At 70.8% G+C, this 26637-nt stretch carries 25 protein-coding genes and 1 pseudogene; 12 read left to right on the forward strand and 14 right to left on the reverse strand.

Annotated features, from left to right (window positions below; genetic code table 11):
* The first annotated feature begins 158 nt into the window (after positions 1–158).
* The 6 genes and pseudogenes from ND450_RS10700 (at position 159) to ND450_RS10725 (ending at position 5831) form a co-directional block, all read left to right on the forward strand.
* Complete coding sequence (locus ND450_RS10700; protein WP_253325980.1) at positions 159–1121, forward strand: hypothetical protein; 963 nt, start codon at positions 159–161, stop codon at positions 1119–1121.
* Complete coding sequence (locus ND450_RS10705) at positions 1118–1642, forward strand: GNAT family N-acetyltransferase (protein WP_253325981.1); 525 nt, start codon at positions 1118–1120, stop codon at positions 1640–1642. Before ND450_RS10700 ends, ND450_RS10705 begins: the two co-directional genes overlap by 4 nt.
* Positions 1643–1723: 81 nt before the next feature.
* Complete coding sequence (locus ND450_RS10710; protein ID WP_253327896.1) at positions 1724–2857, forward strand: BMP family protein; 1134 nt, start codon at positions 1724–1726, stop codon at positions 2855–2857.
* Between the two features lie 102 nt (positions 2858–2959).
* Positions 2960–3521: pseudogene (locus ND450_RS10715) on the forward strand (leucine zipper domain-containing protein).
* A 131-nt stretch (positions 3522–3652) separates the two neighbouring features.
* The gene (locus ND450_RS10720; RefSeq protein ID WP_253325982.1) at positions 3653–4450 is read left to right on the forward strand and encodes an ion transporter; all 798 of its coding nucleotides are present in this window, start codon (positions 3653–3655) and stop codon (positions 4448–4450) included.
* 199 nt (positions 4451–4649) lie between these two features.
* Positions 4650–5831 (forward strand): putative glycoside hydrolase, encoded by a 1182-nt coding sequence (locus ND450_RS10725; RefSeq protein WP_253325983.1) that lies wholly within the window; start codon positions 4650–4652, stop codon positions 5829–5831.
* A gap of 12 nt (positions 5832–5843) precedes the next feature.
* Here the strand turns inward: ND450_RS10725 and ND450_RS10730 are convergent, their stop codons facing one another.
* On the reverse strand, positions 5844–6434 hold the full coding sequence (locus ND450_RS10730; protein WP_253325984.1) for a TetR/AcrR family transcriptional regulator: 591 nt from the start codon (positions 6432–6434) through the stop codon (positions 5844–5846).
* Between the two features lie 65 nt (positions 6435–6499).
* On the opposite strand from ND450_RS10730, the gene ND450_RS10735 reads away from it, so the two are divergent.
* Positions 6500–7897, forward strand: a complete 1398-nt coding sequence (locus ND450_RS10735; protein ID WP_253325985.1) for an aldehyde dehydrogenase family protein — start codon at positions 6500–6502, stop codon at positions 7895–7897.
* A gap of 98 nt (positions 7898–7995) precedes the next feature.
* Here the strand turns inward: ND450_RS10735 and ND450_RS10740 are convergent, their stop codons facing one another.
* Positions 7996–8907 carry a TauD/TfdA family dioxygenase gene (locus tag ND450_RS10740; RefSeq protein ID WP_089928105.1) on the reverse strand — a complete coding sequence of 304 codons (912 nt, stop codon included), beginning with the start codon at positions 8905–8907 and terminating at the stop codon, positions 7996–7998.
* A 172-nt stretch (positions 8908–9079) separates the two neighbouring features.
* Complete coding sequence (locus tag ND450_RS10745) at positions 9080–9634, reverse strand: CGNR zinc finger domain-containing protein (RefSeq protein ID WP_253325986.1); 555 nt, start codon at positions 9632–9634, stop codon at positions 9080–9082.
* A gap of 87 nt (positions 9635–9721) precedes the next feature.
* Between ND450_RS10745 and ND450_RS10750 the strand changes: the two genes are divergently transcribed.
* Both ND450_RS10750 and ND450_RS10755 read left to right on the forward strand, forming a co-directional pair.
* A complete protein-coding gene (locus tag ND450_RS10750; RefSeq protein WP_253325987.1) occupies positions 9722–10657 on the forward strand; it encodes a DMT family transporter in 936 nt (311 codons plus the stop codon).
* Between the two features lie 147 nt (positions 10658–10804).
* On the forward strand, positions 10805–12508 hold the full coding sequence (locus ND450_RS10755) for a VWA domain-containing protein (protein ID WP_253325988.1): 1704 nt from the start codon (positions 10805–10807) through the stop codon (positions 12506–12508).
* 3 nt (positions 12509–12511) lie between these two features.
* On the opposite strand, the gene ND450_RS10760 is transcribed toward ND450_RS10755, so the two are convergent.
* The 6 genes from ND450_RS10760 to ND450_RS10785 all read right to left on the reverse strand — a co-directional run bounded on the left by ND450_RS10760 (position 12512) and on the right by ND450_RS10785 (position 18605).
* A complete protein-coding gene (locus ND450_RS10760) occupies positions 12512–13270 on the reverse strand; it encodes a DeoR/GlpR family DNA-binding transcription regulator (protein WP_253325989.1) in 759 nt (252 codons plus the stop codon).
* Between the two features lie 72 nt (positions 13271–13342).
* Positions 13343–14635, reverse strand: a complete 1293-nt coding sequence (locus ND450_RS10765; protein ID WP_253325990.1) for an alpha-glucosidase/alpha-galactosidase — start codon at positions 14633–14635, stop codon at positions 13343–13345.
* A 34-nt stretch (positions 14636–14669) separates the two neighbouring features.
* Positions 14670–15578 (reverse strand): SIS domain-containing protein, encoded by a 909-nt coding sequence (locus tag ND450_RS10770; RefSeq protein ID WP_253325991.1) that lies wholly within the window; start codon positions 15576–15578, stop codon positions 14670–14672.
* A gap of 23 nt (positions 15579–15601) precedes the next feature.
* Positions 15602–16408, reverse strand: coding sequence for a carbohydrate ABC transporter permease (locus ND450_RS10775; RefSeq protein WP_253325992.1), 807 nt, complete (start codon positions 16406–16408; stop codon positions 15602–15604).
* Positions 16405–17340 (reverse strand): carbohydrate ABC transporter permease, encoded by a 936-nt coding sequence (locus ND450_RS10780; RefSeq protein WP_253325993.1) that lies wholly within the window; start codon positions 17338–17340, stop codon positions 16405–16407. Before ND450_RS10780 ends, ND450_RS10775 begins: the two co-directional genes overlap by 4 nt.
* The gene (locus ND450_RS10785; protein WP_253325994.1) at positions 17337–18605 is read right to left on the reverse strand and encodes an ABC transporter substrate-binding protein; all 1269 of its coding nucleotides are present in this window, start codon (positions 18603–18605) and stop codon (positions 17337–17339) included. Before ND450_RS10785 ends, ND450_RS10780 begins: the two co-directional genes overlap by 4 nt.
* Before the next feature lie 175 nt (positions 18606–18780).
* Between ND450_RS10785 and ND450_RS10790 the strand changes: the two genes are divergently transcribed.
* Positions 18781–19629, forward strand: coding sequence for an endo alpha-1,4 polygalactosaminidase (locus ND450_RS10790; protein WP_253325995.1), 849 nt, complete (start codon positions 18781–18783; stop codon positions 19627–19629).
* 49 nt (positions 19630–19678) lie between these two features.
* Here the strand turns inward: ND450_RS10790 and ND450_RS10795 are convergent, their stop codons facing one another.
* Both ND450_RS10795 and ND450_RS10800 read right to left on the reverse strand, forming a co-directional pair.
* Entirely contained in the window at positions 19679–20164 is a 486-nt protein-coding gene (locus tag ND450_RS10795) for a hypothetical protein (protein ID WP_253325996.1), read from the reverse strand.
* 95 nt (positions 20165–20259) lie between these two features.
* Positions 20260–21273: an NAD(P)-dependent alcohol dehydrogenase gene (locus ND450_RS10800; protein ID WP_253325997.1), complete on the reverse strand. Its 1014-nt coding sequence runs from the start codon at positions 21271–21273 to the stop codon at positions 20260–20262.
* Positions 21274–21374: 101 nt separating this feature from the next.
* Here ND450_RS10800 and ND450_RS10805 point away from each other — a divergent pair, with 101 nt between their 5' ends.
* Positions 21375–21944, forward strand: a complete 570-nt coding sequence (locus ND450_RS10805) for a TetR family transcriptional regulator (RefSeq protein ID WP_253325998.1) — start codon at positions 21375–21377, stop codon at positions 21942–21944.
* A 1-nt stretch (position 21945) separates the two neighbouring features.
* Here ND450_RS10805 and ND450_RS10810 read toward each other — a convergent pair whose 3' ends face one another.
* Positions 21946–22392, reverse strand: coding sequence for a VOC family protein (locus ND450_RS10810; protein ID WP_253325999.1), 447 nt, complete (start codon positions 22390–22392; stop codon positions 21946–21948).
* A gap of 62 nt (positions 22393–22454) precedes the next feature.
* Here ND450_RS10810 and ND450_RS10815 point away from each other — a divergent pair, with 62 nt between their 5' ends.
* Complete coding sequence (locus tag ND450_RS10815; RefSeq protein WP_253326000.1) at positions 22455–23435, forward strand: YafY family protein; 981 nt, start codon at positions 22455–22457, stop codon at positions 23433–23435.
* 27 nt (positions 23436–23462) lie between these two features.
* Here ND450_RS10815 and ND450_RS10820 read toward each other — a convergent pair whose 3' ends face one another.
* Together ND450_RS10820 and ND450_RS10825 are read right to left on the reverse strand one after the other, a co-directional pair.
* Complete coding sequence (locus tag ND450_RS10820; protein ID WP_253326001.1) at positions 23463–25124, reverse strand: cellulose binding domain-containing protein; 1662 nt, start codon at positions 25122–25124, stop codon at positions 23463–23465.
* Positions 25125–25267: 143 nt separating this feature from the next.
* The gene (locus ND450_RS10825; protein ID WP_253326002.1) at positions 25268–26626 is read right to left on the reverse strand and encodes an FAD-dependent oxidoreductase; all 1359 of its coding nucleotides are present in this window, start codon (positions 26624–26626) and stop codon (positions 25268–25270) included.
* Positions 26627–26637: the final 11 nt, after the last annotated feature.

Raw genomic sequence — 26637 nt, forward strand, 5'->3', positions numbered from 1 at the left:
GTGTCAATGTCCAAAACCTGATGATGTTCACGTCCAGTAGCCGGGTAGGGTCCAGCGGGTCCGCGTGCCCCCTGTACACCCCACGATGAGGACGGAGAGCACGAGTGATCACGGACGAGGCCGGCCCCCTGACCGGCCACGACGCCGCTTTATCCCGCTTGAGGACCCAGAAGGCGAAGATTCAGTACGCGCTGGAGCACCTGCCGCGCGAATCTTCGGTGGAGGACGTCCGCCGCTGGTTGAGCAGGCAGGGCCAGACCGTGCCCACCCGGCCGTACGCCACGCCGATCGTGAACGAGTGGCGCGCCCGCAACGGCGTGACCGACACGAGCGGTCACATCCCGTTGACGCCGGAACTGATCGCCCAGCTGGACGCGGCGGAGAACCCCGCTCCCGAAGCCGGGGCCGAGCCCGAAACCGAGCCCAAGGCCGAGACCAAGTCTGAGGGCAAGACCGAACCCGCAGGCGCGAAGGGCTTCTACGCCGTCGCGCTGATGAGCATCGGTGTCAGCGTCGACACGTCGTGGCGGTTCTTCGAGCAGCGCCTCGGCATCACCGACGTCGTCGAGCGGGTCGTCCTGTTCTCCGTCATGGAGGCGGCACTGGTCGCGTGCGGCTGGGCGATGCGCGGTGGCGTGCGCCAGAACGGCCGCCCCGGACCGGCCCGCCTCGTCGCGTGGGCGCTGACCGCGTTCGCGGCGTTCGCGGCCTTCAGCCTGTCCGGGCCGGTCGCCGGCACCGCCCGCGTCCTGCTCGGCCCGGTCCTCGGCCTGGTCATGCTGCACCTCGCGCTGGGCATCGAGATCCGCGCGGCGCGGCAGCGCACCACGACGTGGGCGCGCGTCGGCCGTGAGGTGCGGGAGCGCCTGCTCTCGGTGCTGGGTCTGGGTGACGACGGCCGGGACGCCCTGGCGCGCACGCGGGACAAGGCGGCGCTGCGTGCCGCGAAGCTCGCCGTCGCCGGGCGGTGGACGCCGCGCCGCAAGGCCCGGCTGCGCAAGGCGCTGCACGCCTCGCACGTCGCGCACGACCCCGCGCAGCGCGACCGGATGCTGCGCGAGCTCGGGGTGCTTCAGCACGCCGACGAGCTGGCGCGGACCACCCAGCCGTCGCCGTGGTGACACCGGTCCTGATCTTCGACACCGGGCTCGCCGGGGAGATCGCCCAGCTGGTCAACCGCGTGTACGCGGACGCGGAGAAGGGGATCTGGCTGGAGGGCGGCAGCCGGACCACCGAGGCCGAGGTGGCGGAGCTGATCTCCGCCGGGGAGATCGCGGTGGTCCGGTCGGACGGCCGTGTCGTGGGTTCCGTGCGCGTCCATCTGCTCGAAGACGGCTGCGCGGAGTTCGGGATGCTCGTCGCCGCGCCGGAGGAACGCGGGACGGGCATCGGCCGCGACCTGGTGACGTTCGCCGAGGAGTGGGGCCGGGCGCAGGGCGTCACGCGGATGCAGCTGGAACTGCTGGTGCCGCGGGAGTGGAGCCATCCGGTCAAGGAGTTCCTGCGAGGTTGGTACACGCGCATCGGCTACCGCCTCGTGCGCACGGACGAGCTGCAAAGCACCTATCCGTTTCTGGTGCCGCACCTCGCGTGCCCGTGCGACTTCCTGGTGTTCCGCAAAGATCTCGTTCCCAGTGGGTGAACTCTCAACCGGTTTGATCGGGCCGGAAGGTACCGTCCGCGTCCTAAGCCGAGTTAGAGGAGACGAACCGTGCGTCGTCGTATGCGTGGCACCGCCGTGGCCGCGATCGCGCTGACCAGCCTCATGGTGGTGAGCGCCTGTGCGAAGGACTCCGGTGGCGGCGACACCACCTCCGCCCCTTCGGGCAGCGCCTGCGAGTTCTCGACGCCGCCCACCGCCCCCGCCTCGTCCAGCACCACCGCCGCCGCCGCCGGCAGGAAGGTCGACGGCAGCGGGCTGAAGATCGGCCTGGCCTACGACATCGGTGGCCGTGGCGACGCGTCGTTCAACGACCTGGCCGCCGCCGGGTTCGACAAGGCGATCGCGGACATGGGCGTGAAGAAGGAGAACACCCGCGAGCTCTCCGCGGCGCCGAACGAGGACGAGTCCGCGAAGCAGACGCGCCTGCGCCAGCTCGCGTCCGAGGGCTTCAACCCGATCGTCGGTGTCGGTTTCGCCTACACCGAGTCGCTCAAGGTCGTGGCACCGGAGTTCCCGAACGTCCGGTTCGGACTCGTGGACTCCGCTGTGGAGGGTGTCACCAACGTGACCCCGCTGGTCTTCGCCGAGCAGGAGGGCGCGTTCCTCGCGGGCGTCGTCGCCGCCTACCAGAGCAAGAACTGCCACGTGGGCTTCGTCGGCGGCGTGGACATCCCGCTGATCCAGAAGTTCGAGGCGGGCTACAACCAGGGCGCGCAGACCGCGGCGCCCAAGGTGAAGCTCGACAAGAAGTACATCACCCCTGCCGGTGACTTCACCGGCTTCCAGGACCCGCCCAAGGGCCAGGAGGCCGCGAAGGGTCTGATCGACAAGGGCGCCGACGTCCTCTACCCGGCGGCGGGCGCGTCCGGCATCGGTGTGTTCGCGGCGATCAAGGAGGCGGGCGTGCTCGGCATCGGCTGCGACGCCGACCAGTACAACCAGCCGGCGCTCGCGGCCAACCGCGACGTCATCGTGGCGTCGAGCCTCAAGCGCGTGGACGTGGCCGTCTACGACTTCTTCCACGCGGCCGCCGCGAACGACCTCGCGTCGCTGCCGAAGGTCTTCGACCTGAAGTCGAACGGCATGGGGTACGCGACGTCCGGCGGCAAGATCGACGCCAAGCTGCAGGGCATCCTCGAGGCCTACAAGGCCCAGATCATCGAGGGCAAGATCAAGGTCGCCGACAAGATCTAGTTGTGACGTCCGGGGACGTTGTTCCGGACGTGTTGGTCTGGTGTGACAACAGGTGAAGGCCTCCGGGTGTGCAGTGGAACTGCTGAGGAACCGCTTCACGGTCTGGAGGCCTTCGCGTCCCACCCCAACGCGACGCTGACCCCGCGCACCCGGTTGCGGCTGGCACGTCTGATCGTCGAGCAGGACTGGCGCCCGGCCGAGGCGGCGAAGATGTTCATGGTCGTCGAGAAAGCAGCCCGCGAATGGGCTCAGCGTTACCGCGACGAAGGCCCAGCGGGCATGACCGACCGCAGTTCCCGACCGCGGCGCAGTCCTGCCCGCACTGTCACCGCCATCGCGGTCCTGCGGCGCGCTGTCGCCTGGTTCACCGGACGTGGCGTGACCGTCGAACGCCTCCTGTCCGACAACGGCGCCTGCGCCGAGCTCGGCATCCGCCACGAACGCACGCGTCCTTACCGTCCCGAGACCAACAGCGACATCGAACGCTTCCACCGCACACCCGCCGACGGCTGGGCCCACGCCCGCCACCACGCCTCAGAAACCGAACGCAGAACAGCACCACCCAGCCGGCTGCATTTTCTTTGATCACCACCGCGCCCACTCCGCCCTCGCAGGCCAGCCACCCATCACCCGGCTGACCAACCTCCCCGGACATCCCATCTAGTTCGCGCTGACGGCGGGTGTGGCCGATGGAAACCCATCGGCCACACCCCGTTCGCGTTCCAGGACTCGACGGCCCGGCGGCCGAACGGGCGAACCGCCGACTGTGAAGATCCACTCGATAGATTGATCTTCGTGCTCTCCCGTGACCGGCTGCGCGTCCTGGTCGACGCTCCGTGGTTCAACAAGGTGATCACCGCGGTGATCCTCGTCAACGCGGTCACGCTGGGTGCCGAGACGTCCCTGCAGCTGATGGCGTCCTTCGGGGACGCGCTGCACGCCGTCGACCGGCTGGTGCTGGCGATCTTCGTGATCGAGCTCGCGCTCCGCTTCGGCGCCTACCGACGCGCTTTCTTCCGCGACCCGTGGAACTGGTTCGACACCGTGGTCGTGGCGATCACGTTGCTGCCGACCACTTCCGGCGCGTTCTCCGTGCTGCGTGCCCTGAGGGTGCTGCGGGTGCTGCGGCTCGTGTCCGTGGTGCCCAGCATGCGGCGGGTCGTGTCGGCGTTGCTGACCGCGCTGCCGGGCATGGCCTCCATCACCGCGTTGCTGTCGCTGGTGCTGTACGTGTCGGCGGTGATCGCCACGAAGCTGTTCAGCGGCGTCGCGCCCGAGTACTTCGGCGACCTCGGCGACTCGCTGTTCACGCTGTTCCAGGTGATGACCGGGGAGGCGTGGTCGGAGGTCGCGCGCCAGGTCATGCAGGAGAAGCCCTTCGCATGGGTGTTCTTCGTCGGCTACCTCGTCGTCACGACGTTCACGGTGCTCAACCTGTTCATCGCGGTGGCGGTGAGCGCGATGCAGACCCAGATGACCGAGGAGCACGCGGAGCACGACCGCGAGGAGATGGCGGCGACGATGGAGATCCTCGCCGAGGTCCGCAGAATTCGCGCCGACGTGGAAGAACTGCGCGGCCGTACGTCCGTCTGAGCGGCGGCGTGGTCACCCGGCCAGGAGCGGCCGGTCCTACCGAGGGTGTCAGTTCGCCGCGGCCGAGCACCGCAAAAGGTGGTTTACCAATTCGAAGCCGTTCCTCCTCTCGGGCCGGGTATGCCACTGGCAGATCTTCCGAGCGGGGAGGAACGAAATGCTTGAGAAAGCAGGCAAAGTACGAAAACTCTTGCTGCCCTTGACGGTTCTGCTGGCCACCGTCGCGACACCCACGGCCCAGGCGGAGTTCGCCCCGGTGGGACGTGCGCAGTCGTTCTGGCTGCACCTCAACAGCACGCCGGTGTCCGACGAGATGATCGCCGTCGAGGCCAAAAGGCGTGCTCATGTCGTGCTGAACGCCTGGGAGGGAGACCTCCTGCGCAAGCTCAAGGCCGCGAACCCGTCCGTGAAGGTCTTCGTCTACAAAGACCTCTCCTCCACCCGCTCCTATGCGTGCAAGAACGGGAAGGACGACGAGCACCTGCCCACCGGACTGGGGTACTGCGAGGTCCGCCGAACCAACCCGGAGTGGTTCCTCAAGGGGAAGAAGGGACAGGAACTCGAGTACTCGGGGTACGACGGCCACTGGCAGATGGACGTCGGAAATCCCGAATACCGCAAAGCGTGGGTGAAACGCGTCTTCGAATCGTCGAAGGCCACCGGATTCGACGGTGTCTTCCTCGACAACGCCCTGTACACCTGCGACGCCTACCACTCCGGCGAGTGCCCGCCGAAGTACCCGGACAACGCCTCCTTCCAGCAGGCGTACCGGGGCATGCTCGCCGAGGTGAAGACCGGGTTCAGGGCCGCGGGCCTGCTGTCGGTCGGCAACCTGACCAACGCGCGGCTGCACCCCGGCGGCTGGGAGCTGTACGGCCTCTACCTCGACGGCGCCTTCGACGAGTGGTGGCTGGCGTTCTCGAGCGACAGGCTGCTCGAGGAGTACCCGGAGGGCTGGAGCAGGCAGGTCGCCGAGATCACCGTCAACGAGGCGCAGGGCAAGATGACCTGGGTGCAGCCGCACTTCGACGAGGGGGACACGCAGGCCTTCCGCTACGCGCTCGCCAGCCTGTTCATGACCACCTCCGGCAAGGCCGCGATCGCCGAGGTCGCGAAGACCGACGGCTACGGCGACGCGACGGCGTGGCACCCCGAGTACGACTGGTACCTCGGTCACCCCGTCGGCACCTACCGCCCGGTCGCGAACAAGGTGTTCCGCAGGGACTTCACCTGCGGCGTGGCGCTCGTCAACGCCAACCCGACCGGGACCCGCCCGACCAGGATCGACCTGCCGCGCACCTACACCGACCAGGACGGCAAGGCCGTCAGCTCGGTCAGCCTGGCCGGCACGAGCGGCGCGCTGCTGCGCGCGAACTGCTGACGCCCGGTCGCGTCACGCTCCGGCGATGACGGCGAGCAGCATGCGGAGCTCGGCTTCCGCGGTGTGCCCCGCGCCGGACTCGACGAACACGGACCTGGCCAGAGCCGTCCCGATCAGCACGAGCGCGAGGACCTCGACCTGCGCGCCGTCGATCCGCCTGGCCAGCTCCCCCCGCTCGACGGCTTGTGCCACCAGGCTCTCCAGCTCTTCGCGGACGGCCAGGTAGACGTCGTCGCGGAGGATCTGCCGCAGCGCCGGGTCGTGCGCGGCCTGCCCCATCAGGGACAGCAGCGCGGGACCGGTGGCGGCTTCGAGGATCTTCCGCTTGCGCGCCAGGAGCTCCCGCACGTCGCCTTCGAGGGAGCCGGTGTCGACGCCGCGCAGTTCGGCGTGGGTGATGTGCCGGGCGACGGCGCCCGCGAGCGCCTGTTTGGAGGGCCAGCGCCGGTAGAGCGACGCGGTGGAGGCGCCCGCGCGCTTCGCGACGGCCGTCGTGGTGAACGCGGCCCAGCCCGACTCGGTCAGGACCTCGATCGCCGCGGTGATCAGCGCCTCGTCCACCCGCGGGTCCTTGGGGCGCCCGATCTCGGCTTTCTCAGTCATCGCGGCCAGTGTACCCAGCGGAAGAAACGAAAAGGATCTGTTTCGTATTGGTGTACGGTGGCGGCATGACCATCCCTGCCGTCGTGTCCGACGCGCGCAAGATGTTCGAGTCCGGCGCCACGCGCTCCCCCGCCGCCCGTGCCGCGAGCCTGCGGGCGTTGCGCGCGATGATCATCGACAACGAGGCCGCGATCGAGGCCGCCCTGTGGGCCGACCTGCACAAGGGTGCCGGTGAGGCGCAGCTGACCGAGATCGGCGTGGTGCTGGCGGAGATCGGCCACGCGCTGCGCCACCTGCGGAGGTGGACGCGGCCGCGGCGCGGCCCGGTCCCCCTCGCGTTGTGGCCGGCGCGGGCCCGGCTGGTGTCCGAGCCGCTCGGCGTGGTGCTGGTGATCGCGCCGTGGAACTACCCGCTGCAACTGCTGCTCGACCCGCTGGCGGGGGTGCTGGCCGCGGGCAACACCGCGGTGCTCAAGCCGAGCGAGCTGGCCCCGGAGACCTCGGCGCTGGTCGCGCGCCTCGTGCCCGCCTACTTCCCCGGCGGCGAGGTGCGCGTCGTCGAGGGAGGCGTCGAGGAGACGACCGAGCTGCTGGCGCAGCGGTTCGACCACATCGTGTTCACCGGCAGCGGCGCGGTCGGCCGGATCGTGATGCGCGCGGCGGCCGAGCACCTCACGCCGGTGACGCTGGAGCTGGGCGGCAAGTCGCCCGCGTGGGTCGACGACGACGCGCACCTCGACCAGGCGGCGCGGCGGCTGGTGTGGGCGAAGTTCACCAACGCGGGCCAGACGTGCGTCGCCCCCGACTACGTGATGACCACGCCGGACCGGGTGCCCGCGCTCGTCGAGGCGTTGCGCCGGGCGATCGCGGACCTGTGGGGCGACGACCCGCGGGCGAGCGGCGACTACGGCCGCGTCGTGAACGAGCGGCAGTTCGACCGGCTCGTGGCGTTGCTGGACGGCGCGGACGTGGTGGTCGGCGGCGAGCACGACCGCGCGGAGCGGTACCTCGCGCCCACGGTCGTCGTGAGCGGTGGCCGCGTGGTCGGCCCGGACGCGACGGACCCGTTGCTGCGGGAGGAGATCTTCGGCCCGGTCCTGCCGATCGTCGCGGTCGAGTCGGCCGAGCAGGCGGTCGACGTCGTGAACAACTGGGACAAGCCCCTCGCGCTGTACGTGTTCACCTCCTCCGCCCGCACCCGCAGGCTCTTCGAGCAGCGGACGTCGTCCGGCGCGGTGGTGCACGACGCGGGCCTCATCCACGTCGCGGCGGCCGGGCTGCCGTTCGGCGGTGTCGGGGCCAGCGGGATGGGCTCGTACCACGGGTCCTACTCGTGGCGGGCGTTCTCGCACCTCAAGCCGGTGCTGCGCAAGCCGCTCGCGCTCGACACGCTGCGCCTGGCGCAGCCGCCGTTCACCGGCTTCGGGTCGCGGCTCGCGCAACGGCTGACGCGGCGAGGCTGAGCACGACGGCCATGGCCTGAGGTGTGGGCGGGCGCTGAAGCCGGTACCGGCCAATGCACGCCCACACCTCCACGCCGGCCGCACGGCCGTCCCAAGGACTACAGGGCGGAGAAGTGCGCCGCGTCCCCCACGACCGTCGTGCTGGCCACCCCGTCCACGCTCACCGGCACGTCCCCGGCGATCGTGATCCGGTGCAGCCGGCGCCGCAGATCGTCGTAGTCCGCCACGCCGTAGTGCTGGGTGGCGCGGTTGTCCCACACGGCCACGTCCCCGTCCGACCACTGCCACCGCACGGTGTTCTCCAACCGGGTCACCCGGTTCTGCAGCAGGTCGAAGATCGCCCGCGACTCGGCGGTGCTGACGCCCACGATGCGCTTCACGAAGTGGCCGAGCAGCAGGGCGCGTTCGCCGGTCTCCGGGTGCACGCGCACCACCGGGTGCTCGGTCTCGTAGCGCAGCGACTCGAACTCGTCGCGGTAGGCCTCCTCCTTGACGTCCACTCCCCCGATGCGGGTCGAGTCGACGGCGGCCGCGTAGTCGTAGAGATTCGTGTGCACGGCCCAGAGGCGGTCCACCAGTGCCTTGAGGGCTTCCGGCAGCTCGTCGTAGGCGCGGGCGGTGTTGGCCCACACCGTGTTGCCGCCGTAGGGCGGGAGCTCGATCGCCCGCAGGATGCTGATGGCGGGCACCCGGTCCACGAACGTGACGTCGGTGTGCCAGCTGTTGGCCTTGCCCTGCTCGGAGTCGATGGCGAGGACGTTGGCGTGCTGCTCGCCCTTGACCGTGGGGTGCGCGAGGGTCGGCTCGCCGAGCAGGCGGGCGAATGCGAGCTGGCCCGCGTCGTCGAGGTGGTCCTGGCCGGAGAAGAACACCACCTTGTGCGCCAGCAGCGCCGTGCGGATCTCGGTGACGACCTCCTCGGGCAGATCGCCGCCGAGGCGGACGCCGTCGATCCGCGCTCCGATGCCCGCACCCAGTTTGCGGACCGTGACGGAGAGCTGTGCGGTCATCGCTGACTTCCTTTCGTGGTGGGCGAACCTGCCCTCCCACCGTGCTGACACCGGCGCCGCCCGCGCAACATTGCACACGGAGAAATTAAGTCTTCCCAAGGGGTGGACGTGGTTGCGGCGAACTCCTCGTCACTCCACTGAGGACAGTCAGTCCGAGGAGGGCACCCGCTGCTCACCGCCCGTCCGCGCTCCGCTCGCGGAACGCGATCATGTTCATCCTGTTGCCGCACCGCACGCTGCAGAACCGCTTGAGGCCGTTACGGGACAGGTCGAGCAGCAGGCCCTCGCAGTCGTCGGCCGCGCAGACCCGCAGGCGGCCCATCTCGTTCATGCGGATCACGTCGATGAGGGCCAGTGCGGCCTCCACCCGCATGCGCTCGGCGAGCGGGGAGGTGGGTTCGGTGGCGTGCATGTGCCAGTCGAGGTCGTCGTGGCGCACGAGGTGCGGCAACGCCTTGGCGTCGCGCAGCATCTTGTTGACGGCCTCGACGGCGTCGTCGCGGGCGAAGGACCACACGCTCCTGAGCAGTGCGCGGGTGCGGTGGACGTCCCGCAGCTCCGCCTCGTCGCCGTCGATGCGGCCCGTGTAGGGGAACCGGGCCAGGAAGGCTTGGAGCTGGGCGACTGTGGCCAGCTCGTCGTCGCCGCCGCGGGAGGCCGACGGTTCGGTGTTGCACAGCGCCACGACGAACTCGAGAGACTCCTCCGTGTCAGGGGCAAAACGCAAATTGACTCCTTACCGGGACCGGCCTAGCGTCAGGGGTGTCGGCCAGGTTAGGCCATGACACCGTTCGGGACCGGGAGGCACGCGAGCATGGGGATTTCGAAGTCGGCCGGTCTGATCGCCGCGGCGGTCTCGTTCCTCTCGTTCGGCACCTCCGGTGCGTTCGTCAAGCCGCTGCTCGAGGCCGGGTGGTCCCCCGCCGCCGCGGTGACGGCCCGTGCGCTCACCGCCGGTCTGGTGCTGCTCCCGCTGGTCGTCGTCGTGATGCGCGGGCGGTGGGGGTTGCTGCGGGAGGCGCGCTGGCCCGTGCTGGGCATGGGCCTGGTGGGGGTGGCGGTCACGCAGGTCCTCTACTTCGCCGCGGTCCAGCGGATCCCGGTGGCGACGGCGCTGCTGATCGAGTTCCTCGCGCCGCTCATCCTGGTCGGGTTCACCTGGGCGGTCAGCCGCCGCACGCCCGCGCCGGTCGTACTCGTCGGTTCGGTGCTCGCGGTGGGCGGGCTGGTGCTGGTGATCGGGCCCGGCGCGATCCAGGCCGTGGACCCGGTCGGCCTCGCGGCGGCGTTCGGCGCCGCCATCGGGTGCTCGGTGTACTTCGTGATCGCCGCCCGTCCCAACAACGGGCTGCCGCCGGTCGCGCTCGCGGGCGCGGGGCTGCTGGTGGCGGTGCCCGTGCTGGCGCTGGTGGGGCTGACGGGGCTGTTGCCGTACACCGCGACGTTCGGTGACGTGCCGCTGTTCGGCGAGCCCACCGCCTGGTGGGTGCCGTTGCTCGTGGTCGCGGTCGTCGGCACGGCGCTGGCGTACGCGAGCGGCATCACCGCCTCCGGTGCCCTCGGCTCGCGGCTCGCGTCGTTCATCGCGCTGCTGGAGGTCGTCTCCGCCTCGCTGTTCGCCTGGCTCCTGCTGGGCGAGGGGCTCTCGCCGCTGCAGCTGGTCGGCGGGCTGCTGATCCTGGGCGGCATCGCCTCGGTGAAGGCGGAACGGCAGAAGGTGGAACCGGTGGTCGCACCGGCCTCCGCCTAGAAAGTCCCGAGGTGGAATAGTTTTTCGCATCGAGAACGCGAATGGCGGGTTTGTAACAGCTTTCGTCGCACGGACTATGTGCCGTGCATGACGCCGCCCAGACGAAGACCCCCGACCTCGTGGACGAACCGGCTCGCTTCCGTTCCCGTGTCCGTCCTCCTCGCGGCGGCGCCGGTCACGGTGGCCCAGGCGCAGCCCGCGACCTGCGGAGAAGTCGAGATCGTGGCGTTCAGCGACACCGGTGAGACCCTGAGCAGGATCATCGACACGGCCGGCGTCACGGTGCACCGCGTCGAGCACCCGCCGGTCACGTCGACGGATTTGTTCGACGGGAACGAGGCCCTCTTCGACTCGGTCGAGCGCAGCCGGCTCCTCGGCGGCGAATACCTGCGCGAACGGTACGAGGAATGCGGATCCGCCGGAACCCGTTTCATTCTCGCCGGGCATTCGCAGGGCGTCCTCGCCGCGCGCGAGGTCGCCCTGGACGTTCCGGCGGGCTGGATCGCCGGTGTGTTCGGCGTCGGGGACCCGGCGCAGAAGGCCGGGGCCCGCGGTGTCACCGGCGGCGGTGCCGGCGGCAACGGCCTCCACCGGCAGCGGGTCGGCAAGGACGACGGCACGGCGAGCAGCGACCCGTTCTACGACCTGCCGGTGCCGGTCTTCCTGTTCTGCCACGACGACGACCCCGTCTGCGCCGGTACTCCGTCACCGGACCTCGGTCCGCACTTCGGCTACGGCGAGGTGCCGGAGGAACGCCAGGAGCTCGCCCTGCGCCTCCGGGACCTGGTGGAGGCCGCTCCCGCACCCCTTCCCGATCCCGGCCCCGCGGACCTGATGTTCGCCATCGACACGACCGGGTCGATGACGCCCTTCCTCGCCGCCGCGGCCGCGAGCGCCGAGAGCACCGCCGACGCGCTGCGGGCCGTGAGCTCGAAGGCCCGGGTCGGGCTGGTCGAGTACCGGGACCACGGCGGCGGCCGCGCGGCGCGGACCGTCGTCCCGCTGACGGAGGACTTCGCCGCGTTCGAGTCGGGGCTGCGCGGACTGCGGGCGGACGGTGGCGGCGACACGCCGGAGGCCGTCCACTCCGGACTCGTCACGGCGCTCGGCGCGGACTGGGACCGCGGGGCCGCCCGTGCTCTCATCGTGCTCGGCGACGGTCCCGCGCACGACTCCGAACCGGTCACGGGCCTGACCGCCGCGGCCGTCACGGACATCGCGAGGGGTGTCGCGCCGCTGCCCGGTGGTGCCGCGTCCGCCCGCACCGTCACCGGGCCCGGCGCCGGCGTGAGGATCCCGCCGGTGCCCGTCTACGTGTTGGCGGCCAACGACTCCCTGAGCGCTCAGATGGGCCCGATCACGACCGCGACCGGCGGTGCCGTGTTCCCGATCAGCTCATCCGACGAGGTGGGCAAGAGCGTCGTGCGGGTCGTCGAGGACGCGACGACCGCGCCGACCGCGGGGCTCAGGGCGGCGGTCACCGTGCTCGCGGGCACCAGGACGACGCTCAGCGGTCTCGGCTCCAGCCGCGCCGGTGACGCCACGTTCTCGTTCGACTTCGATGACGACGGCGTGATCGACCGGTCGGGCCTCGACGCCACCGCGACGCACACCTACCCGGCGCCCGGCGGGACGACGGCGCGGCTGGTCGTCACCGACCGCCGCGGTCGTTCGTCCGAGGCCGTGGTGGACGTCGAGGTCCGCGCACCGGATTCCCTGCACCGCGGCGATCCGCGGCCGCCTGCGCCGACGGGTGGTCTCACCTTCACCGCGGCCGCCGGCGTCGGCTTCGTCCTGCTGGGCTGCGGGATCCTGCTCCTCGTGACCGCCCGGCGCCGCGGGCGGCGGTGACCGTCAGGCGACGACGACCTCGACGCCCGCCGACCGCAGCCTGTCGAGCTCCTCCGCGGGTGCGGACGAGTCGGTGATCAGCACGTGCACGTCGGAGATGCCCGCGATGCGGGAGAAGGCGCGCTTGCCGACCTTGGACCCGTCGGCGAGCACCACCACCCGGTCGGCGGTGCGCAGCAGGCAGTGGTCGGTCTGCGCCTCGACCTCGTCGTGGGTGGCGATGCCGCTGCGCGCGTCGATGCCGTCCACGCCGAGGAAGACCAGGTCGAGGCTGATGCCGGCGAGAGCCCGGTCGGCGATCGGGCCCACCAGTTCGTAGCTCTCCGGACGGACGCCGCCGCCGGTGACCACCAGGTCGATCATCGGGCGCGGGCAGAGATCGGAGGCGATGTTGAGCGCGTTCGTCACGACCTTCAGCGGCCTCGTGACGGCCAGCAGGCGCGCGAGTTCCGTGGTCGTGGTGCCGCCGTTGAGGCCGACCGAGTGGACCGACTCGGTCACGAACCTGGCCGCCGCCTCCGCGATCTGCCGCTTCTCCTCGCGGCGGCCCACCCGGTAGCGCAGCGGGAGCTCGTAGATCACCTCGACCGCCACCGCACCGCCGTGCGTGCGCTTGAGCAGCTTCTGCTCTTCCAGTGACTGGAGGTCGCGCCGGATCGAGGCCACGGACGTGCCCAGGTCCTCCGCGAGCCCGGTGACGCTCACCGAGCCCGCGTCCGCGAGCTTGCCGAGGATCGCGGCGAGACGCTGCTCTTGACGCATTCGATCACTATAGCGCACGAATACTGCTCGGTTTGGTATCAGTTGAGCAGGTTTCACGCACTCGGATGCTCGTTATCGCCGCAGTGCGGCGGGCAGCAGGTCGCCGTGCGCTGCCGTCATCGCCGCGACGAGGTCGTCGATCTGGTCGACCGTCAGCGCGGCGGCGGTCGCCGGGTCGCACAGCGCCGCGTGCCGGATGTGCGCGGGATCGCCCTCGACGGCCGCGGCCACGGTCAGCTCGACCACGTTGAGGAAGCTCCGGTTCACGGCGGCGAGCTGGCGCGGCAGGGCGCCGACGCGGTGCGGGTGCACGCCCAGCCGGTCGAGCGTCGCCGGCACCTCCACGGCGGCGCCCTCGGGCAGGTTCGAGATCAGGCCGTGGTTCGCCACGTTGACCTGGATCGTGCGCTGACGGCCGGTGACCAGGCTGTGGATCACCTGCGGCGCGTACTCGACCGCCTCGTCCTCCAGGGGAGGCAACGGCTCCCCGGCGGCCAGCGCGTCGCGCGTCTTCTCGTACGTGGCGACGTTCTCCGCGCTGATCGTCGCGTAGTCGCGGACCGGGATGCGCAGTCGCTCCACTTCGGACTCGTCCTTGAGGTACCACGGCACGTACTCGCAGGAGTGCTCGCTCGTCTCCGTCGGGTAGAAGCCGAGCCGGCGGTAGAGGTCGACGCGCACGCGCCGGGCCAGGCCGGGGTCCGCGGCGATGGCGGCGTCGAGCGCCGGGTAGAGGTCGCGCCCCCGGTGCTGCCACCGCAGGATCCACGCCTGGTGGTTCACGCCCGCCGACAGGAAGTCGACCTCGTCGTGCGGCACGCCGACCAGCGCGCTCAGGTCGTGGACCGTCCAGTGCACCGAGTGGCACAGGCCGACGGCCTTCAGCCGCGGCGCGACGGCCGCCAGGTACTGGACGTTCATCGCCATCGGGTTGGTGTAGTTCAGCAACCACGCGTCCGGGCACACGGAAAGCATGTCGGTGGCGAGCCCGTCGAGGAACGGGAACGTGCGCAGGCCGCGGAAGATCCCGCCGATGCCGAGCGTGTCGCCGATGGTCTGCCGCAGCCCGAACGACTCCGGCACGTCGAAGTCCCGCATCGTCGCCTCGTGGCCGCCGATCGCGACCATGTTGACGACGACGTCGGCGCCCTCCAGCGCCTCGCGGCGCGACAGCGAGGTGCGGATGCGGGCGCCGCCCTCCCCCGCGGTGAGACGGGCCAGCCCGGCCGCCACCTCGAGCCGTTCGGGATCGATGTCGTGCAACGAGATCGTGCAGCCGGCGAGCTCGGGGAACGACAGGACGTCGCGGAGCAGCTGGCGGGTGAACTCGACGGAACCCGCGCCCACGAACGCGATGGTGAACATTGGTCAGCCTTCCGGTGCCGGGGGTCTACGGCTGTCAGGTCGCCGGGTCGAGGATGACCGAGCGGCTCAGGTTGCGCGGGGTGTCGGGGTCGAGTCCGCGCAGCAGCGCCACCTCCACGGCCAGGCGGTGCACGGCCACGAGCTCGGCGAGCGGGTCGCGGTCGCGGGCGAACCACCGGCCGCCGGTCGCGGCGACCTCGGCGCCGAGGCCCGCGGGCACCGCGCCGAACGCCCAGACCAGCGAGCCTTCGTCGGTGATCGCGATCGGCCCGTGCCGGTACTCGGCGGCCGGGTAGGACTCGGTCCAGCTCAGCGACGCCTCGCGCATCTTCAGCGCGGCCTCCGCGGCCAGGCCGGTCGTCCAGGGCGCCCCGCCGAGGAACGTGAACTGGTCGCGCTGCACCAGGTCCTCGGGCAGCGGTTCGGCGAGGGCCTGCTCGGCGTCGAGGACCGCGCGCTCCAGCCGTTCGCCGAGGTGGGCGCGGAACAGGACCAGCGCGGTCGTCGCGAACCGGGTCTGCACGACCGAGCGCTCGTCGGCGAACTCCAGCGCCACCACCTGGTCGGCCAGCGCGGTCACCGGCGTGCCGGGAGTGCCGACGACCGCCGTGACGGGCACCTCCAGCCGCCGCACCACGTCGACCACCTCGGTGGTGGTGCCCGAGCGGGTCAGCGCCACGACGCGGTCGTAGGCGCGGCCGAACGGGAACTCGGACGCGGCGAACGCGTCGGTCTCGCCGTGGCCCGCGTCCTCGCGCAGCCGGGCGTAGGCCTGGGCCATGAACAACGACGTGCCGCACCCGACGACCGCGACGCGTTCCCCGCGCCGGGGCAGGGCGGCCGCGGTCTCCGGTTCGGCGGCGAGCGCGACGGCCCGGCGCCAGCAGCCGGGTTGTGACGCGATCTCCGCGTTGGTGTGCCGTGCGGCGGAGCTGATGTGCATGGCGGAACCCCTTGGTCGGTCGGTCACTTGATGCCCGCTGCGGCCACCGACCGCACGAAGAACCGCTGGGCGAAGAAGAACACGAGCAGGACGGGCAGCTGGCTGAGCACCGTGCCGGCCATGAGCTTCGGCCAGTTCGTGGTGTGCGCGCCCTGGAAGCTCTGCAGTCCCAGTTGGACGGTCATCACGTCCGGGCTCTGCACGGCGATGAGCGGCCACAGGAAGTCGTTCCACGTCTGCAGGAACGTCAGCACGGCCAGGGTCGCGAGCGTCGGGCGCATCAACGGCAGCAGCACCTGGAGCAGCGTGCGCAGCCTGCTCGCGCCGTCGATCCGGGCGGCCTCCTCCAGTTCCCTCGGCAGGGTCGTGAAGAACTGCCTCATCAGGAACACGCCGAACGCGGTGGCGAGGTTGGGTGCGATCAACGCGCCGAGGGTGTCGACCAGGCCGAGCGACCGCATCATGATCAGCAGCGGCAGCATGACGATCTGGAACGGCACCATCAGCGTCGCGAGCATCAGCACGAACGCGACCTTGCCGCCGATGAACGAGATGCGCGCGAAGGCGTACCCGGCCAGTGAGCACAGCAGCAGGTTGCCCGCGACGCAGACGACGGACACCACCAGGCTGTTGCCGAGCCACGAGCCGAGCGGTGCGTCCCGCATCGCCGCGAGGTAGTTCTCCCACTCGATCCCGCTGGGCAGGCCGGGTGGGAAGCGCCGCGACTCGGCCTGCGTGGAGATCGACACGAGCAGCATCCACACCAGCGGCGTCACCATGACGGCGGAGAGCGGCAGGAGGATCAGGTGCAGCGCGCTGGGCCTTCTCATCGGACCTCGTAGTGGGACGTGCGGCGGTTGAACCGCAGCTGGACGAGGGTGAACGCGCCGATCACCAGGAACACCGCGCAGCCGATGGCCGCCGCGTACCCGCCGTCGAAGCTGACGAACGCCTCGTTGTAGAGGTGGTAGACCAGCACGGTGGTCGCGCGCAGCGGGCCGCCCTTGGTGGTCACGTAGACCGCGTCGAAGAGCTGCAGGCCGTTGATCGTGAGCCACACCAGCAGGAAACCCGTGGCGGGGGCGACCAGCGGCAGTTCGACGTGCCAGAACGACCGGGCGCGGCCGCAGCCGTCCAGGGCGGACGCCTCGATCAGGTCCTTCGGCACGTTCTGCAGGGCCGCCAGGTAGATGATGACCGCGAAGCCGAGCCAGCCCCACACCGTCATCGCCACGACGGCGAACAGGGCCTGCCCGGGGTCGGAGAAGAACCCCTGCTTGGGCAGGCCTACGGCGTCGAGCGCGGCGTTGACCAGGCCGAACTGCGGGTTCGCGAGCCAGCTGAACATGATGCCGGTCGCGACCGTTGAGGTCACCAGCGGCACGGACACGGCGAGCCGGTAGAACACGACCCCGCGGATCTTCTGGTTGAGCATCACCGCGATCGGCAGCGCGAGCGCGAGGGTGATCGGCACGAACAGCACGACGTAGACGAGCGTGCGCCGGGCCGCGTCCCAGAACAGCGGGTCGGCGACGAGCTTCGCGTAGTTGTCGCCGCCCGCGAACGTGCCGGGCGAGGTGAGGTCGGTGTGCTGGAAGGAGAGCACGAACGACCACACCACCGGGACGAGGCCGAACACCCCGATGAGGACCACCGCGGGCGCGGCGAACCCCCACCCGGCGACGTGGTCGTCGAGCTTGCGCCGGTCCACTCGCGGGCGCTCGCGCACGACCGCCCGCCGCGCCTGGACTTCCGCCGTCACGAGGCCGCCAGCTCCTGGTCGACCTCGCCGGTCGCCTGGTCGAGGGCCGCCTGCGGTTCGGCCTGGCCGAGCAGGACCGACTGCACGGCGGTGCCGAGGATCTGCGAGATCTTCGGGTACTGCGGGATGTTCGGCCGCGCCTTGGTGACGTTCTTCGCGAGGTTGTCGACGAACACCTTGGTGCCGGGGTACTTGGCCTCGAACTCGGCGTAACCCGCGAGGTCCACTTCGGACTGCCGGATGGGCAGGTGGCCGGTCTCCATGGCGAACTCCAGGTGGATCTCCGCCGACAGCAGCCACTTCAGGAACGGCAGCGCGTTCTTGCGGCCGTTCTCCCCGAAGACGACGAACGTGTCCGGGCCCGCGATGGTGGCGTGGGTGACCTTGCCGGGCAGGACCTGCACGCCGTAGGACACGTCCTCGTTGATCGAACCGAGGTCCCACGGCCCGGTCCACAGCATGCCGATGCGGCCGGAGTTGAAGAGGTTGAGGTACTGCTGGTCACCGGCGTCGAGGTAGACGGACTTGTCCGTGACGGCCATGTCCCGCAACAACCCCATGGCCGCCCGGCCCGCGTCGGAGTTGAACGCCGCCTTCTTGCCGTCGGCGGAGAGCAGGTCGCCGCCCGCCTGCCAGAGCAGGGCGAGGAAGCGCCAGACCGTGTCCTCGGTGCCGTCGTTGACGTAGGCCCAGCCGAAGCGGCCGTCGGCGGTGAGCTTCTTCGCGGCCGAGCGGAACTCGTCCCAGGTCCACTGCTCGGTCGGGTGCGCGATGCCGGCGTCGTCGAAGAGCTTCTTGTTGTAGACGAGGGAGAGGTTGTCGACGAGGGCGGGGACGCCGTAGATCTTGCCGTTGACCGTCGCGGCCTCGCGGCCCGCCGGGAAGAGGTCGTCCCAGTCGAACGCCGTGTCGCCGCGCACGACGTCGGTCAGGTCCTGGGTCTGCGGGCGGTCGGTGAGGCCGGTGATCGAGGAGCCGTACTGGTAGGCGACCTCGGGCGGGTTGCCGGACGCGAAGGAGGCCAGCGTCTTCTGCAGCGCGTTGTCGTTGCCGCCGTTGAACACCGCCTCGACCTGCTGCTCGGGGTGGGTCGAGTTCCACCGGGCGACCAGCTTGTCGAGCGCGGCCGCCTCCTTGTCGGTGTAGCCGTGCCACACCTTGACCTTGCCGTCACCGCCGGAGCCCGACCCGCAGGCAGCGGTCATGACGAGCGTGGCGCCCATCATCAGCACCGTGCGGCGACTCAGCCCTCTGCCGTGCGCCATGTCGACTCCCTCGCGTGGTGGGTGCGGCTGTGTGGTCGCGAACACTAAGCGCGAATCGCTCAAACAAGCAAGCATTCTGACCGAATGAGATTGCTTGCTGGTCACATGATGCGCTTCTCGCTACTGTCGCTCAGACCCGATCACCACTTCTGATCGATCAAGGAGACAGGCGCCTATGAAGTCCCCTGCACGCGCCCTCACCGGCTCCGCGCTCGCCGCCCTGGCGTTGGCGGCCTGCGTGGCCGGACCGCTCACCTCGTCCAGCGCGGCGGAAGGGAGCTCCGCGGCGGCGGTGGAGCTGCCTCCGGCCGGTGCGGTGCTCGACTACCAGCTCGGCGCGGCCTACTCGCCGCCGCAGGGCGTCACCCTCGTGACCCGTGATGCCACCGCGGCACCGGCGCCCGGCATCTACACCATCTGCTACGTCAACGGCTTCCAGACGCAGCCCGGCGACAAGAACGTCTGGCTGAACCAGCGCGGGCACCTGATCCTCAAGGACTCGCGCGGCAACCCGATCATCGACCCGAACTGGCCGGACGAGTTCCTGCTCGACACCTCGACCTCGGCCAAGCGCACCGAGCTCGCCGGCATCATCGGCGCGACGATCGACACGTGCGCGTCCAAGGGCTTCAAGGCGGTCGAGGTGGACAACCTCGACTCCTACCTGCGGTCCAAGGGCAAGCTGACCGTGAACAACAACCTGGCCTACGCCAAACTGCTGGCCGACCGCTCCCACGCAAAGGGCCTCGCGATCGGTCAGAAGAACTCCGCCGAGCAGGCCGCACGCGGGAAGTCCGAGGTCGGCTTCGACTTCGCGGTCTCCGAGGAGTGCCACCGCTGGGAGGAGTGCTCGTCGTACTCCGACGTGTACGACTCACACGTGATGGACATCGAGTACACCGATGACCTGCGCGGCACGTTCGAGGACGTGTGCGCCGACCCGAACACCCCGGCCACGACGACGTTGCGCGACCGCTACCTCGTCGGGCCCGGCCACGCGGACTACGCGTTCGACCACTGCTGATCTGAGCCGCGTGTGGGCTGCCCCGCGTGCCAGGGCAGCCCACACGCGTTCACGACTTGGTCTTCCCGGAGTTCCTGAGATCCTCGAGCATCTGGTGCACGGCGTCCTTCGCGTCGTCGCCCACCGGGATCTCGTAGACGGTGATCCGCGCCTCCCACCGCCCGGCCACGCCGTGCAGGGCGTAGGTCTCGTTGCCGGACACGGCCGCGGCGCACGACTTGTCCGGCTCGTCCAGCGCCATGTCGTCGCACAGCCCGGCGGTGCGCTGCACCGCCTCCTGCTCGCTGGTGTGGGCGATCAGCGACACCAGCAGCACCTCGCGCCCGTCGTTGATCCAGACCTTGCAGGCCTGCTCGGCCTCGGAGCTGATCTGGGACACCACGAACCCCTGCGTGACCACCGCCAGCGGCTCGGGCTCGACCAGCCCGGGGCAGTCCGCCGCGACCTTCTGAGCGAGCCCGTCGGGCACGTCGGCGCCACACCCGCCGACCGCCACCAGCACGAGCGCCACCGCACCCGCGATCCTGTTCCTCATCCGTTCCCCCAGTGCTGCCGGCGCGTCCTAAGTGGAATCGCGCGTGCAGACCTCAACAGGTCCGGGGGGCCACGGTCAAGTGGGTTGAGAACGGATCACTCGAACTCGACGACGGCGCGGTAGCGCGCGCTTCCCTCCCGGACGCGGCCGAGCGCCTTCTCGAACTCCGCCACCGGGTACGTCTCCACCACGGGCCGGATGTCGTGCCGCGCGGCGAAGTCCAGCATCTGCCGGGTGTGCGCGGCCGATCCCACGATCCCGCCGACGACCCGTTTCGCGGCCGGCAGCAGGCTCATCGGCGACAACGCGATGGGCTGCTCCGGCACGCCGACGACGCACAACGTGCCCTGCGGGCGCAGGAGGCCGAGGTAGTCGTCCCACGGCAGGTTCGCCGAGACGGTGCACAGGACGAAGTCGAACGAGCCGGCCGCCGCCCGCAGCGCGCCCTCCTCGCCGGACGCGATGAAACCGGTGGCGCCGAAGCGTTCGGCGTCGGCCTTCTTGGCGGGCGTGGTCGAGATGGCGGTGACGGCGCAGCCCCACGCGGCCAGGAACTGGATCGCGAGGTGGCCCAGGCCGCCGATGCCGACCACCGCGACGCGGTCGGTGGGCCGCACGCCGTTGACCAGGAGCGGGGAGAACACCGTGGTGCCCGCGCAGAGCAGCGGGCCGGCCTGCTGCGACGGGATCGCGTCGGGGATCGGGTGCACGTGCCGCCAGTCGCTCGCCCGCACGTGGCCGGCGAACGCGCCGCGGTCGCCGCGCAGGACGGTGTCGTCCCGGCTCGGGCAGAGGTTGGTCCGACCGCTGACGCACCACGCGCAGTGGAAGCAGGAGCCCGCGATGGCGCCGACGCCCACGCGTTGGCCGATGGAGAGCCCCTCGACGGCGTCGCCGACCGCGTGGACGACCCCGATGGCCTCGTGACCTGCGACGAGCGGGTAGCGGGAGACGCCGAACTCGTCGTCGATGAGGCTGACGTCGGTGTGGCAGATGCCGCCGTGCGTCACCCGCACGTCGACCTCGTTGGCCCCCAGCGGCCCGTTGTCGTACTCGTACGGCCGCAGCGGTCCTCCGGCCTCCTGTGCCGCGTATGCCTGGACTCGCACGTCACGCCTCCTCGAAGCAACAAAGAAACTAGTTAGTTACTCCTCCAGGTAAGCACGGGGTGACGGATCGCGCAAACCAACGAGTTAGTTAGGATGGAGGCATGAAGGACGGCAAAGCCACGCGGCAGCGTCTGCTGGACGCGGCGGCCGAGGAGTTCGCGGCGTACGGCATCGCGGGCGCCAGGGTCGACCGCATCTCCGCGAACGCCAAGGCGAACAAGGCCCAGCTCTACGCCTACTTCGGCGACAAGGACCGCCTGTTCGACACGGTGTTCCAAACCCACGCCGACGAGCTCGTCACCGCCGTGCCGTTCACCGCAGACGACCTGCCCGGCTACGCCGTCGCGCTCTACGACTCGTGCCTGACCAGGCCGAACCTGGTGCGGCTCGCGACGTGGGCCCGGCTGGAACGGATCCCCGCGGGCGTTCTCGTCACGTCGATGGCCGAGGAGACGGAGCAAAAGCTGGCGGCCATCGCGGCCGAGCAGCGGGCCGGGCGCGTCGACCCGGCGCTGGAACCGGGTGACGTGCTCGCGATGGTGTCCATGCTCGCGCTCACCTGGTCCCCCGCCAGCCTCTTCTTCACCGCGACCCCGTCCGACGCGGCCGCCGACCACGAACGGAGGCGCGGCGCACTCGCCGAGACGGTGCGCCGCGCCTTCAGGCCGTGAGTCAGGCCTGGACGATCCAGGTGACGCCGAACCTGTCGGCGAGCATCCCGAAGCCGGCCGCCCACTGGGAGGGACCGAACTCCTCGATCACCGACGCACCGTCGGAGAGACCGTCCCAGATCGGCTGGACCTCCTCGGCCGACGCGCCGCTGACCGACAGGAAGAACGGCTCCTTCGTGATGGTGGTGCCGTTCTCCCGGCGGGTGGTGGGCTCGCCGGTCGCGACCGGCTCGTCCGCTCCGGGCACGTCGTAGGCGAGGACGCGGAACCCGTTCTCGGCGACGACCTCGCCGAACACGACGTTCTTGGCGCCGGGCACCTCGGCGGGCATGCCGAAGTCGGCGTAGGTGACGACGTTGATCTGGCCGCCGAAGACGGAGCGGTAGAACTCGAGCGCCTCCCGGGCCTGGCCGCGGAAGTTCAGGTGGGCAACTGCGTTGAGTGACATGAGAGGGACTTTGTCAGCAGTAGCGGACAGGGAACGTCCGCTACTTGTGCGAAGCTCAGAACATGCCGATCGCGACCTCCACGACCACGTCGGGCCGACTGCTGTCGTTGCTGTCCCTGCTGCAGGTCCGCCGCGACTGGCCGGGCCTGCTGCTGGCCGAACGGCTGGGCGTCAGCGAGCGCACCGTGCGCCGCGACGTCGACCGCCTGCGCGAACTCGGCTACCTCGTCCACGCGGTCAAGGGCCCCGACGGCGGTTACCGCCTCGAAGCGGGCAGCCAGGTGCCACCGCTGCTGTTCGACGAGGACCAGGCCGTCGCGCTCGCCGTGGCGCTGAAGATCGCCGTCGGCACCGGTGCGGGCATCGAGGAGGCCGCCGCACGGGCGTTGGCGACGGTGCGCCAGGTCCTGCCGTCCCGCCTGCGCCGGCGCGTCGACACCCTGGAGATCTCGGCGGCCGGCGGCGGCACGCAGGTGGACACCGACGTGCTGCTCGCACTGAGCAGCGCCGTCCGCGCGTGCGAAGAACTGCGGTTCGACTACGCCTCGCCCGGCCGCCCCGAGTCCGCCGGGCCTCCTCGCCGCGTGCAGCCGCACCACCTCGTCGTCCGGGGCGGGCGGTGGTACCTCGTCGGGTGGAGCGCGGAACGCGAGGACTGGCGGACCTACCGCGCCGACCGGATGACGTTGCGCGTGCCCAACGGGCCGCGGTTCAGGCCCCGCGAGGTGCCGGGGGGCGATGTGGCGGCGTTCCTCGCCGCGCGGTTCAAGGGGTCCGAGACCGCCGAGTGGCCGTGCCGGGGCGAGGTGGTGCTCGGCCTGCCGCTAGCGGAGGTGGCGCCGTTCGCCGGCGGTGACACCGCTTCGGAGGCCGGGGACGGCCGGACCAGGCTGCTGGCGGGGGCGTGGTCGTGGGCCGCGCTCGCCGCGAACCTCCTGCGGTTCGACTGCGAGGTGGAGGTGGTGGGGCCCCCGGAGTTGCGGGAGGCGTTCGGTGCGTTGTCCGAACGGGCCGCCCGTGCGGCTCGGCCCGGCGTCGGCTGACGCCGGGCCACCGTCCACACAGGAGCCTTACGGCGTCACGGGCGCGTTGGTCAGCCCCTTCACCGCCCCGGTCACGGTGTTCGACGCGTACACGACGTTGGGCAGCGCCGAGCACTTCGACACCGACGTGATGTTGATGGCGTACTGCCCCACCCCGCCGAGGTCGGAGCGGTTGCCGCGCCACGTGTTGCCGCACCCGTTGGGCAGGGCCGGGGTGGTGCTGGTGTTGTGGGTCTCGTAGCCGTTCGCGAAGGTGCCGGGACTGCGGAACGTGCCGGTGTTGTCCTCGATCAGGTAGCCGATGCCCTTCACGTCGACCCACGAGTCGGCCGAGTTCTGGCCGGTGATGCCCTGGCCGTCGAAGGTGTTGCCGCGGATCACGCCGTCGTAGGTGCCTTCCTTGACGTCGATCGCCTCGGCGGCGACGTTCGGGCCGATCCTGTTGCCCAGCACCTGGACCCGGTCGCTGCGGTCGACACCGCCGGTGTTGCCGTGGCAGGCCCAGTTGGAGTTGGCGGAGCCGAGGTAGACGCCCTCGCCGTAGCCGGGCTGGACGAGGCCGGTGTCGGTGATCGTCGAGTTGCGGATCACGCCGTCGGCCGAGGAGCGGCGGAAGTGGACGGCCTCCTCGTCCACGTGGTGCACCGAGACCCCGTCGATCGTGGTGTGGTGGGAGTTGTCGAGGACGATGCCCTTCTTCGACTCCTGCACGGTGAAGCCGGTGAGGTTCCAGTGCGGGGAGCCGAAGACCCACAGGCCGTAGCCGGAGTCCCAGCCCGCAGTGGGCGCCGGGCAGGACGGGGCCTCGCCGGACGGGCCGTCGTTGATCAGGACCGCGCCGCGGGGGCCGGTGAGGGTGATGGGCTGGGACGCGGTGCCCGCGCGGGAGTTCACGACGAACGAGCCGCGGTAGGTGCCCGCGGCGAGCCTGATCGTCTGGCCGGGGGTGGCCGCGGCCAGTGCCGCCTGCAGCTGGGCGGCGGTGGCGACGTCCACGGTGCTGCCGCCGCCGGTGTCCGGGCTCGTGGTGACGCTCACGGCCGCGCTCGCCGACGACGTGTTGCCCGCCGCGTCCTTGGCGCGCACGGAGAACGAGTGGGCGGTGGCCGGCGACAGGCCGCTGATCGTGGCCGACGTGCCGGTGGTGGTCGCGCTGACCGCGCCGCCCCGCAGCACCTCGTAGCCGGTGACGCCGACGTCGTCCGTGGAGGCCGTCCACGACAGGGACACCGAGCTCGACGTGACGCCGGTGGACCGCAGGCCCGTGGGCGTGCTCGGGGCCTGCGTGTCGGCGGGCGGGGTGGCGCCGCACGGGGCGCCGTTGATCGTGCAGTTCGCGGGCAGGCCGCCGCCGGAGGCGTTGAAGCCGAATTTCACGGTCGCACCCGGTTTGACGGCACCGTTGAAACCCGCGTTCGTGAACTTGTGGTGCTGGCCGGTGCTGGTGCGCACGGAACTCCACGAACTGGTGATCGTCGTGCCGGACGGGAGGTCGAACTCGATCGTCCAGGACGTGCCGGCCGTGTCACCGGAGTTCGCGATCGTCACGTCCGCGCCGTAACCGCCGTTCCACACGGACGTCTGGGTCACCGCCGCCGTCAACGACGGTGCCGCCTGGGCCGGCGCGCCGCTGAGCAGTGCCGCGACGACCGCGGCCGCCGCGGCGAGCGCCGGTGCTCGGGTGTTCATCAGTTGCCTCCGCAGGGATCGCGCATCACCGTGGAGACGAATTCTGAATAGCTCTTCCACCCCAAGTCAACAATTCCCGAAAATGTTCGAGTACGTGAATGGTCAGGTATGTGAATTAGGGAACTGCGACCGTTTGCAGAACTCTATTCGGCGTTTTTGAAGGCGATCACGACTTCGTCGGCGGCGCGTTCGCCGGAGACCACGGCACCTTCGAGGAAACCGTTCCAGACCGACGACGTCTCGGTGCCCGCCCAGTGCAGGACACCGGTCGGCGCGCGCCAGCCGAGTTCGCCGTGCTCGGTCCAGCCGCCGGGCGTCACGAAGCACGCGGCACCGCCGATGGTCCAGCCGTCCTCGGACCACGCCATCTCGGCGTAGTCGACGGGCATGCGCGCCCGCGGGCCGGCGACCTCGTTCAGGGCGGCGAGGACCTCGGTGCGGCGCACCGAGTCGGGTGCGGTGGCCCAGCCGTCGACGCGGTCGCCGTGCAGGAACGCGACGAGCACGCCGTGCGAGCCGTCCTCCGGCGAGTTGTCGAACACCAGGCCCACCGGGCCGCGGCTCAGCAGGGTGGCCGAGCCGGACCGGTCCTTCTTGCGCCAGAACGGTTCCTCGTAGACGGCGTGCACCTTCGCGATTCTGCCCATCGGCGCGTAGCCCGCCCAGCCGCGGCGCGCGGGCGGGAGCGCCGGGTCGAACGCGATCCGTTCCAGGGCGGCCGGCGGCACGGTGACGATGGCCCGCCGCGCGCGCACGACGCCGTTGGCGGTGACCGCCTCGACGCCGTCGGAGGTGTGGCGGACGGTCAGGACGGGCTCGCCGAGCCGCACGACTCCGGGCATCGACTCCGCGAGTGCCACGGCGACCGCGTCGCCTCCGCCGGAGAAACGGGACTCCTGCGCGAAGCCGTTCTCCGTCATCCGGTCGAACCCACCGGCCGAGGCGAGGCAGAACAGCACGTGGAAGAACGAGATCTCCCTGGGCTCACAACACCACACGGCCTGCACGGCGTGCGCGAGCCGGCGTTGCGCGTCCTCGTCGTGGGTCTGCGCCGCGAAGAACTCCTCGGCCGACTGCGCGTCGAACTCCGCGAAGTCCGGGCTGCGCCACGGCTGTTCCAGGTCGACGGTCGACGCGAGCTCGTCGAGCTGCGAGGTGACGCGCCGGTACTCGGCGACTCCGGGGCCGGAGTGGTCGGTGCGGGTGCCGTCGTGCCCGATCTCGACGTGCGCGCCGGTCCGCCACGCCTGGAACGTCGCGACGCCGAACCGCGCCGCGAGCTCGCGGAAGCGTTGCTGGGACGGGCCGGTCCACTGCGCGCCGTGGTCCACGCGCACACCCGAGGGCAGGTCCTCGCTGAACGCCCTGCCGCCGACCCGGTCCGCGGCCTCCAGCACGACGACGCCGAGTCCGGCGGCCACCAGCCGGGACGCCGCCGCCAGCCCCGCGTAGCCGGCTCCGACGATCACGACGTCGGTCGAACCATGATCCGCTGCAGTCACGCCGCACACGA

The sequence above is a fragment of the Lentzea sp. HUAS12 genome (genome assembly GCF_024125735.1).
Lineage (GTDB): Bacteria > Actinomycetota > Actinomycetes > Mycobacteriales > Pseudonocardiaceae > Lentzea > Lentzea albida.

Coding starts and splice junctions, on each gene's coding strand:
- ND450_RS10805 (WP_253325998.1), top strand. CDS start 21,375: ATGAAGGACGGCAAAGCCACGCGGCAGCGTCTGCTGGACGCGGCGGCC.
- ND450_RS10820 (WP_253326001.1), bottom strand. CDS start 25,124: ATGAACACCCGAGCACCGGCGCTCGCCGCGGCGGCCGCGGTCGTCGCG.
- ND450_RS10730 (WP_253325984.1), bottom strand. CDS start 6,434: ATGACTGAGAAAGCCGAGATCGGGCGCCCCAAGGACCCGCGGGTGGAC.
- ND450_RS10740 (WP_089928105.1), bottom strand. CDS start 8,907: ATGACCGCACAGCTCTCCGTCACGGTCCGCAAACTGGGTGCGGGCATC.
- ND450_RS10795 (WP_253325996.1), bottom strand. CDS start 20,164: ATGAGGAACAGGATCGCGGGTGCGGTGGCGCTCGTGCTGGTGGCGGTC.
- ND450_RS10785 (WP_253325994.1), bottom strand. CDS start 18,605: ATGGCGCACGGCAGAGGGCTGAGTCGCCGCACGGTGCTGATGATGGGC.
- ND450_RS10815 (WP_253326000.1), top strand. CDS start 22,455: ATGCCGATCGCGACCTCCACGACCACGTCGGGCCGACTGCTGTCGTTG.
- ND450_RS10710 (WP_253327896.1), top strand. CDS start 1,724: ATGCGTGGCACCGCCGTGGCCGCGATCGCGCTGACCAGCCTCATGGTG.
- ND450_RS10765 (WP_253325990.1), bottom strand. CDS start 14,635: ATGTTCACCATCGCGTTCGTGGGCGCGGGTTCCGTCGAGTTCACCCGC.
- ND450_RS10790 (WP_253325995.1), top strand. CDS start 18,781: ATGAAGTCCCCTGCACGCGCCCTCACCGGCTCCGCGCTCGCCGCCCTG.
- ND450_RS10750 (WP_253325987.1), top strand. CDS start 9,722: ATGGGGATTTCGAAGTCGGCCGGTCTGATCGCCGCGGCGGTCTCGTTC.
- ND450_RS10770 (WP_253325991.1), bottom strand. CDS start 15,578: ATGCACATCAGCTCCGCCGCACGGCACACCAACGCGGAGATCGCGTCA.
- ND450_RS10735 (WP_253325985.1), top strand. CDS start 6,500: ATGACCATCCCTGCCGTCGTGTCCGACGCGCGCAAGATGTTCGAGTCC.
- ND450_RS10810 (WP_253325999.1), bottom strand. CDS start 22,392: ATGTCACTCAACGCAGTTGCCCACCTGAACTTCCGCGGCCAGGCCCGG.
- ND450_RS10760 (WP_253325989.1), bottom strand. CDS start 13,270: ATGCGTCAAGAGCAGCGTCTCGCCGCGATCCTCGGCAAGCTCGCGGAC.
- ND450_RS10775 (WP_253325992.1), bottom strand. CDS start 16,408: ATGAGAAGGCCCAGCGCGCTGCACCTGATCCTCCTGCCGCTCTCCGCC.